14 protein-coding genes are annotated in these 15,521 nt (G+C 54.5%); 3 read left to right on the forward strand and 11 right to left on the reverse strand.

Features of this window, described 5'->3' with window-relative positions; genetic code table 11:
- The first annotated feature begins 23 nt into the window (after positions 1 to 23).
- Positions 24 to 221, forward strand: a complete 198-nt coding sequence (locus GW579_RS02725) for a hypothetical protein (RefSeq protein ID WP_165057377.1) — start codon at positions 24 to 26, stop codon at positions 219 to 221.
- Positions 222 to 445: 224 nt separating this feature from the next.
- Here GW579_RS02725 and GW579_RS02730 read toward each other — a convergent pair whose 3' ends face one another.
- The 6 genes from GW579_RS02730 to rstA form a co-directional block, all read right to left on the reverse strand.
- Positions 446 to 1,327 (reverse strand): trypsin-like serine peptidase, encoded by an 882-nt coding sequence (locus GW579_RS02730; RefSeq protein WP_165057379.1) that lies wholly within the window; start codon positions 1,325 to 1,327, stop codon positions 446 to 448.
- Between the two features lie 149 nt (positions 1,328 to 1,476).
- On the reverse strand, positions 1,477 to 1,557 hold the full coding sequence (gene ydgU / locus GW579_RS24005) for a small membrane protein YdgU (RefSeq protein ID WP_455567028.1): 81 nt from the start codon (positions 1,555 to 1,557) through the stop codon (positions 1,477 to 1,479).
- Between the two features lie 116 nt (positions 1,558 to 1,673).
- Positions 1,674 to 2,153, reverse strand: a complete 480-nt coding sequence (asr, locus tag GW579_RS02735; protein ID WP_165057381.1) for an acid resistance repetitive basic protein Asr — start codon at positions 2,151 to 2,153, stop codon at positions 1,674 to 1,676.
- Positions 2,154 to 2,891: 738 nt separating this feature from the next.
- Entirely contained in the window at positions 2,892 to 4,373 is a 1,482-nt protein-coding gene (locus GW579_RS02740; RefSeq protein ID WP_165057383.1) for a carboxypeptidase M32, read from the reverse strand.
- Between the two features lie 2 nt (positions 4,374 to 4,375).
- A complete protein-coding gene (gene rstB, locus GW579_RS02745; RefSeq protein ID WP_152326118.1) occupies positions 4,376 to 5,701 on the reverse strand; it encodes a two-component system sensor histidine kinase RstB in 1,326 nt (441 codons plus the stop codon).
- A complete protein-coding gene (gene rstA / locus GW579_RS02750; protein WP_165057385.1) occupies positions 5,698 to 6,429 on the reverse strand; it encodes a two-component system response regulator RstA in 732 nt (243 codons plus the stop codon). Before rstA ends, rstB begins: the two co-directional genes overlap by 4 nt.
- A 360-nt stretch (positions 6,430 to 6,789) precedes the next feature.
- Between rstA and GW579_RS02755 the strand changes: the two genes are divergently transcribed.
- Positions 6,790 to 7,209: a hypothetical protein gene (locus GW579_RS02755; RefSeq protein WP_104922006.1), complete on the forward strand. Its 420-nt coding sequence runs from the start codon at positions 6,790 to 6,792 to the stop codon at positions 7,207 to 7,209.
- A 78-nt stretch (positions 7,210 to 7,287) separates the two neighbouring features.
- Here GW579_RS02755 and GW579_RS02760 read toward each other — a convergent pair whose 3' ends face one another.
- From GW579_RS02760 to GW579_RS02770, 3 genes are read right to left on the reverse strand one after another with little or no spacing between them, the layout of a single operon-like run.
- On the reverse strand, positions 7,288 to 8,523 hold the full coding sequence (locus tag GW579_RS02760) for a c-type cytochrome (protein WP_165057387.1): 1,236 nt from the start codon (positions 8,521 to 8,523) through the stop codon (positions 7,288 to 7,290).
- Positions 8,520 to 10,283, reverse strand: coding sequence for a GMC family oxidoreductase (locus GW579_RS02765; RefSeq protein WP_165057389.1), 1,764 nt, complete (start codon positions 10,281 to 10,283; stop codon positions 8,520 to 8,522). The genes GW579_RS02760 and GW579_RS02765 overlap by 4 nt, the downstream gene beginning before the upstream one ends.
- A 15-nt stretch (positions 10,284 to 10,298) precedes the next feature.
- Positions 10,299 to 11,048: a gluconate 2-dehydrogenase subunit 3 family protein gene (locus GW579_RS02770; protein ID WP_165057391.1), complete on the reverse strand. Its 750-nt coding sequence runs from the start codon at positions 11,046 to 11,048 to the stop codon at positions 10,299 to 10,301.
- Positions 11,049 to 11,591: 543 nt separating this feature from the next.
- Here GW579_RS02770 and GW579_RS02775 point away from each other — a divergent pair.
- Positions 11,592 to 13,025: a YchO/YchP family invasin gene (locus tag GW579_RS02775; RefSeq protein WP_235937310.1), complete on the forward strand. Its 1,434-nt coding sequence runs from the start codon at positions 11,592 to 11,594 to the stop codon at positions 13,023 to 13,025.
- A 3-nt stretch (positions 13,026 to 13,028) separates the two neighbouring features.
- On the opposite strand, the gene narL is transcribed toward GW579_RS02775, so the two are convergent.
- Entirely contained in the window at positions 13,029 to 13,679 is a 651-nt protein-coding gene (gene narL, locus GW579_RS02780; protein ID WP_152326124.1) for a two-component system response regulator NarL, read from the reverse strand.
- Positions 13,676 to 15,466, reverse strand: coding sequence for a nitrate/nitrite two-component system sensor histidine kinase NarX (gene narX, locus GW579_RS02785; protein ID WP_165057395.1), 1,791 nt, complete (start codon positions 15,464 to 15,466; stop codon positions 13,676 to 13,678). Before narX ends, narL begins: the two co-directional genes overlap by 4 nt.
- Positions 15,467 to 15,521 lie beyond the last annotated feature (55 nt).

Raw genomic sequence — 15,521 nt, forward strand, 5'->3', positions numbered from 1 at the left:
GGCTTATTACCAGGGTGAATATTGTGATTGATGAAAAAGAACAAACCGGTTTAATTGGTCTGGCGATCGGCGCCGCCGTGATGGGGCTGATATCCGGTCAGACACCCATAAACCGCGAAAGTCTGATTGAAGAACTGCAAAAGCTTGGCCGTCAGAAAGGCGACGGCGTTGAGGATGAAGTCTTCGTCAAGGCCGCGCAGCTGGTGAGTAAAGGGCTTTAAACTGTATCAAATTGCAGGCAAAAAAAAGCCCGCAACCAGTGCGGGCAAGACGACATCAGTATTCGAAAACCTTGTTAGGGCAGAACAGAACCATCATACCCTCTGCGCAAAAATCTCATTCGTGAGTAAGCTGCATAAATAGCACGGTATTTAAGTGATTAGACCAGTTAAAAAATCAAAAAGGTCGCTTTTCAGCGACCTTTTTCGTTTTCGGATTCAATAAACTATTGCGCGGCAGGGGCGGCCGGAGAGCTGGCGCTGATCACACCGGAAGACAGTGTGCTCAGGGCGTCGCGTATTGCCGGCACGGCCAGCGCGCGGTTGTCAGCCAGATAACGATCCTGCGCCGCTGGTGCAGAGCTTTGAATCGCAATCAGCGACCAGCCTTCTGCATTTTTGATCAGAAGCGGAGAACCGCTGTCGCCCGGCAGTGTGTCGCAACGGTGCGAAAGCACGCCAGGCTGCGCCCAGCCGGTGATCTGACAGTCCTGATGGACATACAAATCATCCAGATGATCTTCCGGATATCCGGCCTGCGTCACCTTTCTGCCTTCCTGTTTCAGCACGGCGGTCAGGTCGTCACGCGAACCTTCCCAAAGTGGTAATGGCTTGATCGGCAGCGCAAGTTTTTCATCCGTCAGGCGGATCAGCGCGAAATCAAACGGTGCCGCTTTCGGTGGCACAATCCAGCCTTCGCCGTCAGCCTTTAGTTTCTTGCCCAGTTTAGGGTCAACCAGCGTTTGTAATGCGGTGATCTGATAACGCCATTTCTGGTTATGCGAAATGAAACGCAGGGCGATCACTTTGTCGATTTTCCCCGGTGGCGCCAGTACACAGTGGCCTGCGGTGAGAACCAGATGTTTAGAAATTAAGGTTGCGGTACATAAATTGCCGCTTTCCGTTTCAATCTGACCAATTGCCTGCCACGGCCAGTGTGCGGCGGCAGCAACGGGAGTGCGCTGATCGTGTCCGAAGAACAGGGCGGTTTTTTCTTTAAGGCTGATAGCAGGTGCGTCGCTATCTGCATCATCCGGAGAATCTGCATGAACGAGAGGGCTGGCGGTAAAACAGAAAAAGCACAAAAACAGCGGTAACGCGATGCGCATAACATTCTGACCTTGAAACAGGGAGAACCCGTGAACCAGTTATTATGGAACGATTATAGACGGTTATCTTTCGTGATGGATATATTTGTCTGATAACTCAATCTTTTGAGCAGACGGCGGGTGCCATCTCAGGGGACTTCACAATGACATCAGAAGTAGAAGAACAGGGTGATCAGACCGCAGAGGATCAGAGAGCAAAGGGTGATTTCGAACAGGTAGCGGCGCAGCATCTTCCATCAGTACCTCAAGATAAAGAACCGGAGAAAAAAACACCCGGCGAACCGGGTGTTAAGTCATCAGTCTTGATAATGGTGAGTAGATACGCTCACAAAGACTTCTTTACGACTTATGCTGCTGGAGTTGCTTTTGCAGCTGGAGCAGCTTTCTTAGCATGTTTCACGTGTTTTTTAGCAGCCTGCGCTTTCTGAGCTACCGGAGCAGCTTTTTTAGCATGTTTCACGTGTTTTTTAGCAGCCTGCGCTTTCTGAGCTACCGGAGCAGCTTTTTTAGCGTGTTTTACGTGTTTTTTAGCAGCCTGCGCTTTCTGAACTACCGGAGCAGCTTTCTTAGCGTGTTTCACGTGTTTTTTAGCAGCTTGCGCTTTCTGAGCTACCGGAGCAGCTTTCTTAGCGGCTTTTTTGTGTTTTTTAGCAGCCTGAGCTTTCTGAGCTACTTTCTTATGAGTCTTGTGCTTAGCAGCATGCGCTGGAGCAGCAGTAGTCGTTGCAGCAGCGGCTGGCGCTGGAGTTGCTGTAGTTTCAGCAGCGAAAGCGACAGAAGACAGACCCATTGCAGCGGCTACAACCAGAGCTAATACTTTTTTCATCTTTAATTCCTCGGAATTTCGTTTAAGTGTCCACCCCACTGCGGGGCCGGTATGAAGAATACTAGGCGGGTTCACTCACGAAGTCCGTGAGTGATTGGTTTCGGCGTGTAACGGAATGTACAAACTGGGGATTTCAGGGAAATCAGTGAGTTATGTGCCGGTGCTGCGGCACTGGCGGCTTAACATTATTTGGACCGAGAAAGTTTCGGTTTTTCAATAACAGTTATCACTCAGCGGCTCGCGCCGAAACCGACCAAAAGGGGAAAAGCGTTTCCCCTTTTGGATTTCCCCACGCTTTTTCAACACGCGCTACCGCTCGCTGGCTATGTTTCAGAAACTCCTCTTGTTGCCGCAAACTCCGCCGCTGCGCGGTACTTTCGCTTCGGGTTCGAACCTGCTCGAAAAAAGACTCTCACTGTTTCTCACCACTCGCTCAACGTCGTTTTGAACGCGGCTGGAGGCTTATCTAAATTCAACTGCATTATTTAGATAACAATCAGCAATGAGGTGAGAATTAGAAAGTTTCCGGCCGCATTCAGAAAGCTTGCCGAACGCAGCGGCAAGTTTTCGCGGCAATAGCTGTGGCACCTGAAACATAGCCAGCCAGCGGCAGCGCGCAGTGAAAGAGCCCGGGGTTCTCAGGGGTGGCGGCGATAAGCCACCCCTGAGGCCCGTTTGGGTGACAACCCAAGGTCTTGAATTTGAATTCAAATTCAAATTCAATGCCAGGCTGCTGCCTTACAGGTATCTATTCTCCAGATGTGCCCTGAAGAACCCCGGATTCAGTGTCTCCCCGGTGGCATTTTTAATCAGCTGATCCGTCGAGAACCGGCTCCCGTGTTGCCAGATATTCTGCTGCAACCACTGGAACAACGCCGTCAGGTCGCCGCGGGCGATATCTTCCTGCAAAGTGGGGATCGCTTTGTTGGCGAACTGGAACAGTTGTGCGGCGTACATTGCGCCGAGCGTGTAGGTCGGGAAGTAGCCAAAACCGCCGTCGGTCCAGTGGATATCCTGCATACAACCGTCGCGGTAATTCCCCACGGTATCGATACCCAGATATTCCTTCATCTTGCTGTTCCACAAGGCCGGGATATCGTCGACTTCGATTTCGCCTTCCATCAGCGCTTTTTCAATTTCATAACGCAGGATGACGTGCGCCGGATAGCTGAGTTCATCGGCGTCAACGCGGATGAAGCCCGGCTGGACGCGCTGGTTCAGCTTGATGAAGTTGCTTTCGTCCAGCCCCGGACGCTGACCGAACTGTTCAATAACCAGCGGATATACCGACTTCAGGAATGGTTCGCTGCAACCCAGTTGCATTTCAAACAACAGGCTTTGCGATTCGTGAACGCCCATTGAACGTGCGTTGGAAACCGGCTGGCCCAGCCATTCTTTCGGCAGGTTTTGCTCATAACGTGCATGACCGGTTTCATGGATCACGCCCATCATGGCGCTGAGGAATTCATTTTCGTTGTAACGCGTGGTGATACGCACGTCTTGCGGAACACCACCGCAGAACGGGTGAGCGCTGACGTCCAGACGACCGGCATCAAAATTAAAGCCCAGACGATCCATGACTTTCAGGCCGAGCTGACGCTGTTTTTCGATGTCAAACGGGCCTTGCGGCGCAATGCGGGATTCGGTTTTCTGCTTTTCCACCACGGTTTGCAGCAGGTCCGGCAGCCAGGTCTTCAGGTCGCCGAACAGAGCGTCGAGTTTCTGCGAAGTCATACCCGGTTCGTATAAATCGAGCAGGGCGTCATAACGGCTGATACCCGCGGCCTCTGCGCGCAGTTTGGCTTCTTCACGGCTCAGTTTTACGACTTCTTTCAGGTTATCGGAGAAACCTTCCCAGTCGTTGGACTTGCGCTGAATACGCCATGCCTGTTCGCAACGTGCGCCAGCCAGTGATTTTGCCTGTACCAGACTTTCCGGCAACAGTGCTGCCTGCTGATAATGACGGCGCATTTCACGCAGGTTCGCCTGTTCCACATCGTTCAGCTGCTCGCCACCGGCCTGTTCAAGCCATTCGCCGACCTGTTTCGCAGTGAGGATCTGATGCGTCAGCACGCTCAGTTCGGCCAGCGCTTCGGAGCGCGCCTGGCCGCCTTGCGGAGGCATCATGGCCGCTGCATCCCAGCCTGCAATCGCCGATAAATGGCCGAAGCGGGATAAACGGGCGAAGGTGTCATGCAATTTTTTATACGCGATGGTCATTATTAGCTCCCTTCCTGGTTTTGGTCAGGCTGTTCAACAGCCAGATTGAATAGGGGTTTTACCGGCCAGCTGAAACGCATGCTGGCTCCGCCGAGTGAACTGCTTTCAACCGCAATGCGTCCCTGATACGCCACGGCGATAGAGTGGACGATTGCCAGCCCGAGCCCGCAGCCACCGGTTGCGCGGTCGCGGCTTGGATCGAGGCGGACAAAGGGTTCGAAGATGCGTACGCGTTCTTCTTCCGGAATACCGGGGCCGTCGTCTTCGACCTGCAAATGGGCTATTTCGCCATCGAGCCACAGGCTGATGCGCAGCATTTCCTGAGAATAACGCAGGCCGTTGTTGACCAGATTGTCGAGCACGCGCTCCATCAGCCGTAAATCGACGCCGCCGAAATCGAGGTTTTCCGGCGCCTGATAAAGGATAGAGCGTTCGGCGTTGATCAGTCGGAAATCATCCACCTTGTCTTCCAGCCAGTGCGCCAGATTCACTTTTTCCAGATTCAGCGCCACCTGCGGGCGATCCAGACGGGCGTAGGTCAGCAGCTCATCAATCAGGGCTTCGAGTTGCCCGATGTCGCGGTTAATGGCGTTTTGTTCGGACTCCGGCAGGTTCTCGCTGATGGCCAGCCGGTAACGAAGACGTACCAGCGGCGTGCGGAGTTCGTGGGCGATGCCGTCAATGAGCTGTTTTTTACTCGCGACCAGCGTGCTGATATTGTCCGCCATCTGGTTAAATGCGACGCCCAGCCGGTTGAGGCTGGAGGTCGAATCAAAATCGATGCGTTCGTCGAGATGACCATTACCGAGGCGCAGCGCGGAGTTTTCCAGCCGCAGCAAATCCTGCCAGTGCGGACGCATCCACAGGAAAACCGGCAGCGCGAGAGACAGGCCGATGAAGATCAGTAATCCCAGGTCGAGCAGCCGCATTTCGTGCATGTAAAACAGATACGGGATCGGCCCGACCACCAGCACGTAATGGCTGCGCGGGACACGCTGGATAAAGGTGTATTCGTCGTCGAGGGCAATAATCTCGCCGTCTTTCAGGCGCTGATCCAGCGCCGGGCTGAGTTTGCGCTTTCCAAGCGGTTCAATGTGGAGTTTGAAAGACAGGTTCAGATCCAGCGTGTTGATGGTCTTGTTCCAGTCTTTAATCGGAATTTCCCTGAGCTCACTGCGCATCAGGTAAAGCGAGCTTTTCATCAGGTCGTTCATGGACTGACGGCCGGTGCGTTCGGCGGTGACTTTGTACACCAGGCCGACCAGCATCGCCATCACCAGGAAACAGACCAGCAGTAACAGAAAGAACTGAACGAAAAGCTTTCTCATTCCTGCAGAGACTCCCAGGCGTTCGGAGCAAACAAATACCCTTTATTGCGCACGGTTTTGATGCGAAAAGGTTCGAGGGTATTGTCGTACAGTTTTTTGCGCAGGCGTGAAATCGCCACGTCAATGCTGCGATCCAGCCCGTCATAGCTCACGCCGCGCAGGTTTTTCAGCAACGCTTCGCGATCCATGATGCGTCCCGCGTGTGTCGCCAGTTCCCACAGCAAATCAAAGTCTGAGGTGGAAAGAATGATGGTTTCATCCACCAGCGTGACTTCGCGGTTCACCGGATCAATGCACAGCTGGCCGAAGTGGAGGGCGTTGCCGCTTTTCAGCGTCTGAACCGGTTGTTCATTTTGCGTGGATTGCACCGGGTTCTGGCGCAAATGCAGCCGTAACCGTGCCAGGAGAACGGCCGGCGGCGTGGTTTTAAGGATGTAATCGCTGGCGCCCATTTCGAGCGACAAAATGTGGTTCATATCGCTGTCGAGCGAGGTCAGCAGCACGATCGGGCCGGGGAAAATAGGGCGCAAATCGCGGCATAACGTCATGCCATCTTTGCCCGGCAGCATGATATCCAGCAGGACAAGATCGGGTTTTTCTTTCTCAATACGCGCCTGCGCCGTGTCACCACGGGGCTCGACCAGCACATCGATATCATGTTTACCCAGATAGGCGGCGATCAGGTTGCCGACTTCTGCATCATCTTCTACAAAAACGATTCTATTCATTGGCTTGCTGTTATAAGAAATCCGGTGAGTAGCATAGCGTGACACGTCTGCTGACGCTATCGCGGTAGCGTAATAGAACGTGACATTTTTGCGGCATAAATTCCATATCCGCTAAATACTTTGGCTTAATTCTGAAATGCTAGCAAAGTGCGTTTCAGTGACGGAAAGCGCCTGAACCGACTGGCAAAGTGTTGTTGAATTATGCCATTATACAGACGAATAAATTTAGCTTCATAAATTGATCTGCATTATCTATCTGCCGGCAGATTCTTTGTCAGCAGGCAGAGCACTGAGCACACCTTCGCACGTTCTGTACAGACGTTCAAATGAACAGGCCCTGACCAGGAAGAGGAAACGGGGATGAATGAAAATCGCCTGGTACCCGATGCGCGCAGTCAAAAAGCGTCCTTTGACTACATGGAATATTTGTCCGCATCCTGCAAAAAGAAATGGAGTTTTGTCGACGCTATTTATGGCGTGATGCCGTTCTTCGGCATGGTTCTGAAATCCCGTTCAAAAAAAGATAAATCGAAGCAGGAAGCCTTGCGGGCACTCGCGTTGCAGGTGGTTTCCACGCAGGTCAGTGACGAAACGAACATCGTCCGGCTGATTGAACTGGCAGAGCAGCAAAATATGTACAGCATCGATATCAACCTGCCGTACTCGCTGACCGACGACCAGCTCACCGCTATCAAAGTGGAATGCAAACATCTGGTACAGCTGAGTCAGAACAACGATCACCTGTTAGTGCAGATTATGCAGATGCCTTCTCAGCACTGACCGTTCAGCGCCAAAATCTTCAAACGTCTGTAAGAAAAAAGGCCGCTTTCGCGGCCTTTGTCCTGTCTGACGTCCGGGTTATTTCTTCAGCTCTGCGCGTAAATCTTTCACATCGCTTGCCGAAACCGGTGCCGCGGCATTTCCCCAGCTGTTACGGATGTAAGTCAGCACGTTCGCCACGTCCGTATCACTCATATTGGCATCAAATGACGGCATAGACGGCGCGGTCGGTTTGCTGTCGGTCGCTACCGGACGGCTGCCTGCCAGCACAACGCGGATCAGGGATGTCGCGTTTGGCTGGTTGATCAGCGCGGAATCGGCAAGGCGCGGGAACAACCCTTCCTGAACCATGCCGGACGGCGTGTGGCAGGCGGAACAGCGGTCGGCATAAATATTTTTACCGGCGACCATCGCGCTGTCTTCGGCTTTGACCGGAGAAGGCGCGGTGCTGCCGCTGTCGTGACCGCTGTCTTTCAGATAAACCGCGACGGCTTTGAGATCCGCATCCGTCCAGTGCTGCGACGAATTCGTCACTTCTTCTGCCATCGGGCCGGAGGCAATATCGAAACGGTTAGAACCGGTTTTCAGATATTGCATCAGATCTTCCTGCGTCCAGTTGCCGATACCCGTGTGTTTATTGCTGGTGATGTCCGGCGCAACCCAGTTTTCCACCACAGCGCCTTGCAGGAACTCGCTGTCTTTATCGCCGCCAATCATGTTTTTCGGCGTATGGCAGGTGCCGCAGTGGCCGAGCCCTTCAACCAGATACGCGCCACGATTCCATTCCGCGGATTTATCCATCTGCGGTTTGAATTCGCCTTTTTTGAAGTTCAGCCAGTTCCAGCCCATCAGGCTGGCGCGCACGTTGAACGGGAACGGCAACTGATTGGTTTCCACTTCGTGATGCACCGGTTGCAGGGTTTGCAGATACGCCCAGATGGCGGCGTTATCTTCGCGGGTCACTTTGGTATACGCCGTGAACGGCATCGCGCCGTACAGACGTTTACCGCCGTGGCCCACGCCTTCGGACATCGCGCGCTGGAAGTCGTCGAAAGACCATTTACCGATACCCGTTTCCGGATCCGGCGTGATGTTGGCACCGACTAAACGGCCAAACGGCGTTTCGATCGGCACACCACCGGCGAACGGTTTGGCATCTGGCGTTGAGGCGGTATGACAGGCCGCGCAGTCGCCGACGGTGGCCAGATAGCGCCCCCGTTCAACCTGCTCGAAAGAGCCGTCACCGGCGGCGTGCGTCAGGCCGGAAACGCTGAGTGCCAGCAAGCCGAGTGAGAATGACGTTAACTTTTTCATGCGATCATCTCTCCCGGTTTTTTCAGGTAATAGTTACGGATCGCATGAGCGGCTTTAAACGCCAGTGCGCCGACGGTGCCGGTCGGGTTGTATCCCGGGTTCTGCGGGAAGGCCGATGCGCCGACCACAAACAGGTTCGGCACGTCCCAGACTTGCAGGTGTTTGTTCACGGAACTGGTGGACGGATCTGCACCCATCACAAATCCGCCGACGACGTGAGACGACTGATACGGCGTACCGTTCCAGTGGCCTTTCATCGGGTTGGCAACCAGCTGACGCGGGTTCATCGCTTTCGCAATTTCTGCCACTTTACCGGTGCAATACGCCGCCATTTTCAGATCGTTTTCCGGGAAATCGAATGTGACACGCAGCAGCGGGCGACCCAGACGGTCTTTGTAGTTCGGATCGAGTGAAAGATAGTTGGTTTTGGTGGTGTAGCTGCTGGCCTCACAACCGATAGACATCGAACTGAGATAGTTGGCCACGGTGGCTTTTTTCCACTCGGAACCCCATTTCGGCGTTCCCGGCGGAACAGGGCGGTAGCCGATGGGCGCGCCACCGATTGGCGTGACGCGGATACTGCCGCCGCCGAAAAATCCGAGGCCACTGTGGTCGAAGTTATCGTTGTTAAAGTCATCAATGCCCATCCCGACCGCACCTGCGCCGATGAACGGGTTGAAGTTCTTGTCATCGAAGAACAGTTGCACGCCGTTGGCCGTCTGATACGCGTAATTACGGCCGGTAGTGCCCTCTAACGTGACCGGATCATAAGGTTTACCGATGCCGGAAAGCAGCATCAGGCGGACGTTTTCAAAGGTGAAGGCGCTGACGATCACCAGATCGGCAGGCTGTTCCCATTCGTCGCCGGAAGAGTCGATGTAAACCACGCCCGTCGCGCGTTTGCCGGTGGAATCTTTCAGCACCTGCATCACTTCACAGTTGGTGCGGGCTTCGAAATTCTCTTTGCGGATCAGCGCCGGCAATACGGTAGTGATGGCGCTGGCTTTGGAGTAGTTGGCGCAACCGTAGTTGGTGCAGAAACCGCAGAATGTACACGGCCCCATTTTGACGCCGAGCGGGTTGGTGTAAGGCTCGGAAATCAGCGAAGAGGGGACCGGGAATGCTTTGTAGCCCATGTTGCGCGCGGCTTCGGCAAACAGCGTCGGGCCGTAAGGTTGATCCATCGGGCGGGTCGGATATTCAATCGAGCGCATGCCTTCATACGGGTTACCGCCATCGCGATGCTCGCCGTTCACGTTGCTGGCTTTACCGGAAACCCCGGCGATGCGTTCAAACGAGGCGTAGTGCGGCTCCATTTCTTCCCAGTCGGTTCCCCAGTCCTGCAACACCAGTTCTTCAGGAATGGCTTTTGCGCCGTAACGTTCGGTCAGATGGCTTTTAAGGCGGAATTCGTCCGGCTGGAAGCGGAAAGTAATGCCCGCCCAGTGGTTGCCTGCGCCGCCGGTGCCGTTGCCCGGATGGAATGAGCCCCATTCACGCATCGGTAAGGCGGTTTGTGCCGGGTTGTTACGGATAGTAATAGTGTTCTGACGCGTGCGTAACATCAGTTCCTGGCGGGAGTTGTAACGCAGTTCGTCGGCGACGGTGGCTACGTTAAAATCGCGCGCCGTATCACGCCACGGGCCGCGTTCGATAGCCACAACGTTGAGACCTTCGTCACACAGTTCATTGGCGATGATCGAGCCGGCCCAGCCGAGCCCGATAACCACCACGTCGGTTTTAGGTAATTTCTTTGCCATAATGTTTTTCTGCCCTTAGCTCTTCATTTTCCATGCGTCGCCGCCTGAAATGCTCAGCGGTTCCAGATCGAGTTTCTGGTTATGTTTGCCGACATATTCGCGGTAATCGTAGCGTGCGCCGGGGAAGCCCAGCATTTTCCACGACACCATGTTGCGGTTACCGCCATAAATCGGATCAGCGAAAAAACCTTCCATGGTGTTCTTGAGCGCAATGGCGAAGAACAGTTTGGAATCGATCCCATCGAGAGCAATTTTTCCGTTTTCCAGACCGGACAGAATTTGATCCTGCTGGTCACCTGGCAAGTCTTTGAACAACTTCTGGTGCTGAGACCGGGTATATTTATCCAGCGCGGTCAGGCCGAGACGATATCGCTGCTGAGGAACTAATGGAGACTGGTCGCCCTGTTCCGGTGTGCCGTCCTGGAACGGGCCTTCCATGTAAAGGCGGGCGTAGGTGCCGTAGAAACCGGCCAGCTGGCGGTCGATAAACACTGCGCATCCGGCGTCTTTACCTCCGACGCTCAGATTGTCGGCGGGTACCAGTCGGTCAACAATGGCTTCCATGGCGGCGGCTTCGGCGTCGGTGAAGAACGCCCAGCCATCGATATCAATTTGCGGAGGCGGGCTGGCGTCAAAGGGGCTCCACACGGGGGTTCCTTTGAGGGTTACCGCGTTTGCGGCCTTGGCCGCGCCCAATACTGCGGAGGCTGCCGTGAACGAGAGAATTTGCCTGCGGGTGACGCCCGGTAACGTTTTTTTGCTCATTGATGTTCCCTGTTTTTTATGTAGCAGTATGCAGCTATAAATGGCGCACATCCCGTCGTCTTCCGGGCGGAAGAAAAGGGGAGAGGGACGCGTGCAGAAGCATTTTTTACGGCCTGACGGCTGCCATTAAAAATGCCGGTCAGAATTCAGGTGCGCTCTGCAAAAGCAGTCGGGTGGCACCGGAATAAATCGTTAACCTGCTAAGGATAAATGAAAATGACCTGTAAAGATAAATGGTTAATTTGTTAAAAATGTTATGAAATGTGTGCTAATGGTTTTTAATGTTGTAATTTTAGACGTTTTTTTGTGATGTGCGTGGATTTCAACCGTACATATTGCAGGGAATACCCCCGCATAATTCCACTTTATGAAAAGGGTTATGTGGCCATTCATGGCATGAAGGTTGAAATATGTCGTTTGTCAGGTAAGATCAAACCTTACGTTTAAAATGTGTAAGGCATGACAAAGGTCACAGATTTTTTTTCCTATTTATTGAAGCGTTATGCGGGCTCAACCTGCTTCTTTCTGCTCGTGGCAGGGGGATTGGCTTTCTATGCTGGAAGTGCCTCTGCGCTGACGGCAGACCCTTCTGAAGTTGCTTCCGGCACCCGGGGGCTTTCGTATGATCTCTCCGGTTTCCTGCCTGCGGGTGATGAACAGTCCGCCTTCAATACCGGAAACATCCGGCAATCCAATGTGTTACCCAGCCTCGGCAGTCAGTACATTAAAAATGACAATGCGCCGAGCGCGACGGAAAAACAGCTCGCCACCACGCTGAAAGAACTCGGCACGACCACATCAGACAGCGACGATCCGCTGCGTTTGCAGGCGGAAAATATTGCGCTCAGCCAGGCCGCCAAACTGGTGCAAAAAGAAACCAGCAGTTTGCTTTCGCCGCTGGGCACTGTCAGCACGACGCTGGATGTCACCGGTCATAATCTGGATGGCAGCTCCGGCCAGCTTTTCAGCCCGCTGTACAATTCAGAGAATAATCTGGTCTACAGCCAGATCGGTCTGCAAAGCGCGGCGGATGCCACGGTGGGGAATTTCGGTCTGGGCCAGCGTTTTAATACCGGCGCGTGGATGCTTGGCTATAACGCGTTTATCGATAATGATTTCGACCATCAGCTGACACGCGGAAGTTTGGGCGCGGAAGCCTGGACGGATTATCTGCGATTTTCCACCAACTATTACCATCCGCTGACCTCGTATCGCGCGGACAGCAGCACGTCTGCACAACTGCGGCGTCAGGCGCGCGGTTACGACATCACCACCAAAGGCTATTTGCCGTTTTACCGCCAGCTTGGGGCATCGCTGAGCTACGAGCAGTATTTTGGCAATCAGGTGGATTTGTTCGGCAACGGTACGCGCCAGAGCAATCCTTCGGCGGTTTCGTTCGGGCTGAATTACACGCCGGTGCCGCTGGTGACCGTGATGGCAGAACATCAGGCCGGACAGGATGGCGATAATCAGGATGTGGTGAAACTGACGCTCAATTATCGTCTGGGCGTGCCGCTGGATCAGCAGTTGTCATCGCGCAACGTAGCCGCAGCGCGTTCACTGCGCGGCAGCCGGTTTGATAGGGTCGATCGCAATAACATGCCGGTGATGGAGTTTAAACAGCGGAAAACCCTGTCGGTATATCTGGCGACGCCGCCGTGGTCATTGCAAGCGGGCGAAACGGTGCCGCTGAAACTGCAACTGCGAGCGCTCAATTCCGTTGTCGCGCTGAGCTGGCAGGGCGATACGCAGGCGCTGAGCCTGACACCGCCGGCTAATAACCGTAACGCGGAAGGCTGGAGCGTGATCGTGCCGCAATGGGACAATTCGCCGGGCGCCACCAACAGCTACCGTTTATCGGTGACGGTGGAAGACAGTAAATCGCAGAAAGTAACGTCAAACTGGATCACGCTGACCGTTTCCCCACCGCTGACGGCGCAACCGCAATACGGCGATGACGCGGGGCTGAATTTCTAAACGTTAAATCACGTTACTCTGCAATACCCAAACTGCCGCTTCGACGCGGGATTTCAGCTTCATCTTTTTCAGCAAATGCTTCACGTGAACTTTCACTGTGCTTTCGGTGATGTTCAGGCGACGGGCAATCATCTTGTTCGGCAAACCTTCGGCAATCAGCTTGATGATGTCGCGTTCGCGTGGCGTCAGGGACTGGATATCGCGATCGCCGCTCGGACGGCTTTCACGCAAACTTGCCGCCAGCACCGGCGTCAGCGCTTCGCTCAGCACCATTTTGCCCGCGGCGGCGTTGTGCAGGGCGGCCAGTAAATCTTCCGGCTCCATGTCTTTGAGCAGATAGCCGTCCGCGCCGCGTTTTAACGCCGTCACCACGTCATCTTCATGATTGGATACGCTGAACACCACCACGCGGCCAGACAGTGAGGTCTGACGCATGTTGTCGAGCGTATCCAGCCCGTTCATACCGGGCATATTCAGATCCAGCAGGATCAGGTCCGGGTCGAGCTGTTTCGCCAGTTCGACACCCTGTTCGCCGTTGCTGGCTTCGCCAATGACTTGCAGGCTGGCGTCGAGCGCAATCAGCTGTTTCACGCCGTTGCGCAGCATAGGATGATCGTCAATCAGCAAAATGGTGGAAGGGGTGATGTCGTTCATACTTGCTCCTGGGGATTAATGGGTAACGCTTCCGGACGGAAACGGACCGTGACTTCTGTGCCACCGTCCGGACGTCGGGCAACCCGACATTGGCCGTGTAATGTGCTGGCGCGATCCTGCATGATGATCAGGCCGTAATGATTTTGCCGTTCTGCGTCCGGGGAAATACCTTCGCCGTTGTCGCAGATGCTCATGGTGATTTCGCCTTTGCTGGCGTGCAGCGAAAGGGAAACCTGCGTCGCTTTCGCGTGTTTATAGGCATTGTTCAGCGCCTCGCGGGCGATGTGTAACAGGTGGATGCCCTGATTCGCCGGAACCGATCGCGGCGGTATCTGGTAATCGAAATCTATCGCCAGCCCCATACGGCGCGAGAATTCGTCCACCGTATGTTGCAGTGCAGCCCGCAGGCCGGGTGTGTTGAGCGTCAGGCGGAACGTCGTCAGCAGTTCGCGCAGCTGTCGGTACGCGGTGCTCAGTTCCTCGCGCATCTGCTGTAACAGCGCCGCATCCTCCTCACACAATCTTTCCTGATGCATCTGCAAACAGGCCACCTGAATTTTCAGGCAGGAGAGTGACTGTGCCAGTGAATCGTGTAGCTCGCGGGCGATGGCCGAACGTTCTTCCATCAGCATCAGCTGCTGCTGATCTTCAGCCTGTCGCGCCAGCATTAATGTACTGGTGAGCTGTTCAAGCAGCGTATTCACCAGCTGTTGCTGATCGTCATTAAGATGTTGCCCCGGCGGCAGCTGCGCCAGCAGAACGCCGTAGTTTTCGCGCTCATCGCGCAGGCTCCAGCTCAGGGATTCCCCGGTTTCGCCCGCATGTTCGCCCACTTTCGGGCTGACCGGGTGGCGTGGTGACGCATGACTGAATTCATTAAACACTTCCGCGCCGTTATTTTCGTATTGCCGCACCTGCACGCCACTGAGCGGCGTCAATGATTGCAACTCTTTCAGCACCGGCTGCATCCGCATTTCCAGCGGTGCGCTGGTGTGCAGCTGGCGGCTGACGCGGTACAGGTAATCCAGCACCCGGTTTTTTTGTTGCAGATCGGCGGTTTTCTCCGCCACGCGCTGCGCCAGGTTATCGACCATTTCACCCAGCGCCACCGACATGCTGTTGAGCGAATCACCGAGTATATCCATCTCGTTATGCGCATTGCCGGTCGCCACGCGTTTGCGTTCATAGCGGCGGGTGAAGTCACCGGCGGTGATCGCGCTGGCCTGAGAAAGCAGGCTGCGCCACGGCGTCAGCAGATGGCGGCGCAGGAACCAGATGGTCAGCGCCAGCAGGATCAGGGTGAAAGCCACCAGACCGCGCTGGATCAGCGCAATCTGCTGTAAATGGTATTCGGTTTTATGTTCCAGCTCGGCGACAAGCGTATCGAGCTGGCTGACAAACACTGCCATATTCGCGGAGACGTCCTGCGGATGTTTCGCCGTCAGAACCTGATCGCGCAAAGTGGTCTGCCAGTAATGGCGCAGGGCAAAAAATTGCGGCTGGAGATTTTCACGCTCGACGGCCTGCAATAAATCGGCGCTGTTCTGGTCAATTTCCATCTGGCGGATATACGCGGCGCTTTTGCCGTTCAGCGGCACTTCGGACAATAACCGGTAACTCTGCATGCGCAGTGAACCGGCTTTATTAATGGCGTGGGCGTTACCTTCAATACTTCCCGCCATCCACGCGGCCATGCTCATTCCGCCAATGCCCAGCAGGCCGAGCAGCAGCATCAGCATGGTGATCTGGCTGACCAGCGACAGAGAAGGCAAAGCGCGTTTAAACATAACTGGGTTCCTGGATCTGTGTCGGAAGCGGTGAATACCGTGAAAAGCTGAAACG

It is taken from the genome of Rahnella contaminans, from assembly GCF_011065485.1.
Classification (GTDB): domain Bacteria; phylum Pseudomonadota; class Gammaproteobacteria; order Enterobacterales; family Enterobacteriaceae; genus Rahnella; species Rahnella contaminans.